We start from the raw sequence: 2,746 nt of genomic DNA, 5'->3' as shown, positions 1-2,746 counted from the left end.
GCCCAGCCCCGCCCGGATCCGCCGCGCCGAGGCGTCGGGGTCCTCAGGCAGGAGGAGAACGGTGCCGGGCTCGGTGTTGGAGGCGTCGACCCCGGCGGCGGCCATGACGAAGCCATGGCGGGTCTGGGAGATGACGGTGTCGCCGCGCCTGGCGACCACGCGCTCGGTCTCCTCCTCGATGGCACTCGTGCGGTCGGGCGCGTGGCGCACCCGCCCCTCGGCCTTGCTGACGATCTTGGAGGTGACGACGACGATGTCGCCGTCGCGCAGGCCGGCGTGGCCGAGCAGCGCCGCCACGTCGTCGCCGGGCCGCACCTCGCCGATGCCGGTCACGGCGATCACCTCGACCCGGGCGGGCGGCGCGGTCATCGGATCTGCTCCCGCGGGGGTGGGGCGGTCGTTTCCTGCGGTCATCGGGCGAGCTCCAAGGCGAGGTCGAGGGCGGTGCGGGCGATGTCCGCGGCGGCGTCGGCGTCGTGCATGAGGATCGGGCGGGCCACCACCCGGACGTCGTCGAGCGCGACGGCGGAGTCCTCCTCGGCGACCAGCCAGCCGTCGATCAGCTCCGGGCCGTACAGCTCCAGGACGGCCTGCGCGCTGGTCTCCACGCCGATGGCCGTCAGGCACGCGTCGGCCATGCCGCGCACGGGCGCGCCGCCGATGATCGGCGAGACGCCCACCACGGTCTTGGGCAGCAGGGCCTCACGGATGCCGGGGATCTGCAGGATCGTCCCGATGCTCACCACCGGGTTGGACGGCGGCAGGATGACCACGTCGGCCCGCTCGATCGCCTCCAGCACGCCGGGGCCGGGCTTGGCGGTGTCGGCCCCCACCAGGGCGAACGACCGCGCCGGGACGGAGGCGCGCAGCCGGATCCACCACTCCTGGAAGTGGACGGCCCGACGGCCGCGTTCGTCCTCGATGACGACGTGGGTCTCGCAGCGGTCGTCGGTCATCGGCAGCAGTTGCACGCCGGGCTGCCAGCGGGTGCAGAGCGCCTGGGTGATCTGCGACAGCGGGAAGCCGGCCTCCAGCATCTGCGAGCGCACGATGTGGGTGGCGAGGTCGCGGTCGCCCAGCCCGAACCACTGCGGCTCGACGCCGTACGCGGCCAGCTCCTCCTTGACCACGTGGGTCTCCTTGGCGCGGCCCCAGCCCTGCTGCTCGTCGATGCCGTGGCCGAGGGTGTACATCACGGTGTCGAGGTCGGGGCAGATCCGCAGCCCGAACAGGGTGATGTCGTCGCCCGTGTTGCCGATGACGGTGATGGAGGCGTCCGGCGCGGTGGCGCGCAGGCCGCGAAGGAACCGGGCGCCGCCGATGCCGCCGGCGAGTGACACGATGTGCATGCGGCCCAGTCTTTCACCGGGCCCCGACACCCCAGATCTGGGAGTGGTTTTCGCCTCTTTTGTCAGCGAAGAATTCCCAGTATGTGGCGATTTGGTGCGTAGGAGGTTTCTGGGACATCCGCCGGGAGAGTCAGTGTTGTGGCAAACTCCCTTCGGACCAAAGGGTCCGATGGGGGTTCTCGTGAGCAAACTTGACGTCGCCCGGCTGAAGGAGCCGGCTGCCTGGATCATGCTCGTCACCGGGTTGATGAACGTGGTGCTGGCGGTCGGTCACATCGTCATCGGCTCGTCCGGCTCGTCGCCGTTCGCGGGCTCGTCGAACTTCGCGGAACGCTCGATGACGTACTTCTCGAGCGTGACGAGCCCGGTCGTGACGGCGCTGCTGCTGGGCGCGGTGCTGCTGGCCACCAAGGTCGGCTCGCCGTCGTCCAAGGCCAAGCCGATCGCGTACGGCGCGGTGGCCGGTCTGGGGATCGCCACGGTCTTCGGCCTGATCGCGCTCCTGGCCGGCCTGGCCTCCGGAGCCGGGGCCAGAGCCACGATCGAGCACTTCTTCCTCGGCCTGCCCACGCTCGCGCTCACCGCCGTCGCCCTGGTCTACCTGCTCCCGCAGGTCATGCCCGAGCGGCCCGCCGCGCAGGTCTACCACGGCCAGTTCGGCCAGCAGCCCGGCTTCTTCGGCGGGCAGCAGCAGCCGTACGGCGAGCAGGCCCCGCAGGGGTACGGTCAGCAGCCCGGCTACGGCGGCCCGCAGGAGCAGCCCGCCGCGTACGGCCAGCAGCCCCCGTCGCAGCCCCCGTCGCAGCCCGCCTTCGGCCAGCAGGAGCCCTCCGGCGCCTACGGCCAGCAGTCCATGCCGAACCAGCCCGCCACCCCGGGCGCCGACTTCGGCCAGCAGCCCCCGTCCGGCCAGCAGCCCGGCTACGGCCAGCAGCCCCCGTCCGGTCAGGAGCCGGGTCACGGCCAATCTGGGTACGGTCAGCAGCCGCCGTCGGGCCAGGAGCCCGCTTACGGCCAGCCCGGGTACGGTCAGCAGTCCGGTTACGGTCAGCAGCCCCCGTCGGGCCAGGAGCCGGGCTACGGTCAGCCCGCGTCGGGTCAGGGTTACGGTCAGCAGCCCCCGTCCGGCCAGGGTTACGGACAGCAGCCCCCGTCCGCCCAGCAGTCCGGCTACGGGCAGCAGCCGGCGAGCTTCGGCGGCCAGCCCGACCAGGCCGCCTACGCCCCGCAGCAGTCCGAGCCGAGCCCCCAGCCCCAGCAGCCGGCACCGTACCAGCCGATCAGGGGCGCGCTGCCCGCCGCCCCCTCGGACCAGCGCCAGCCGGAGCAGCCCGACCAGGGCTACTTCGGTCAGCAGTCCTACGCCCCCGCCGACACCGCCCCCTCGGCGCCGGGCC

At 72.7% G+C, this 2,746-nt stretch carries 2 protein-coding genes and 1 pseudogene; 1 reads left to right on the top strand and 2 read right to left on the bottom strand.

What is annotated here, in order from left to right:
* Both C1J01_RS47400 and cofD read right to left on the bottom strand, forming a co-directional pair.
* Window positions 1-369: coenzyme F420-0:L-glutamate ligase (locus tag C1J01_RS47400; RefSeq protein ID WP_181449364.1), on the bottom strand; the 369-nt coding region annotated here is incomplete at its 3' end.
* Between the two features lie 41 nt (window positions 370-410).
* Complete coding sequence (cofD, locus tag C1J01_RS47395) at window positions 411-1,349, bottom strand: 2-phospho-L-lactate transferase (RefSeq protein WP_111185649.1); 939 nt, start codon at window positions 1,347-1,349, stop codon at window positions 411-413.
* 181 nt (window positions 1,350-1,530) lie between these two features.
* Between cofD and C1J01_RS50785 the strand changes: the two are divergent.
* Window positions 1,531-2,746 (top strand): annotated as a pseudogene (locus C1J01_RS50785) (hypothetical protein); the annotation flags it as partial.

It is taken from the genome of Nonomuraea aridisoli, assembly GCF_003236395.1.
GTDB classification, from domain to species: Bacteria; Actinomycetota; Actinomycetes; order Streptosporangiales; family Streptosporangiaceae; genus Nonomuraea; species Nonomuraea aridisoli.
This window is presented reverse-complemented; position numbering and strand designations above follow the sequence as displayed.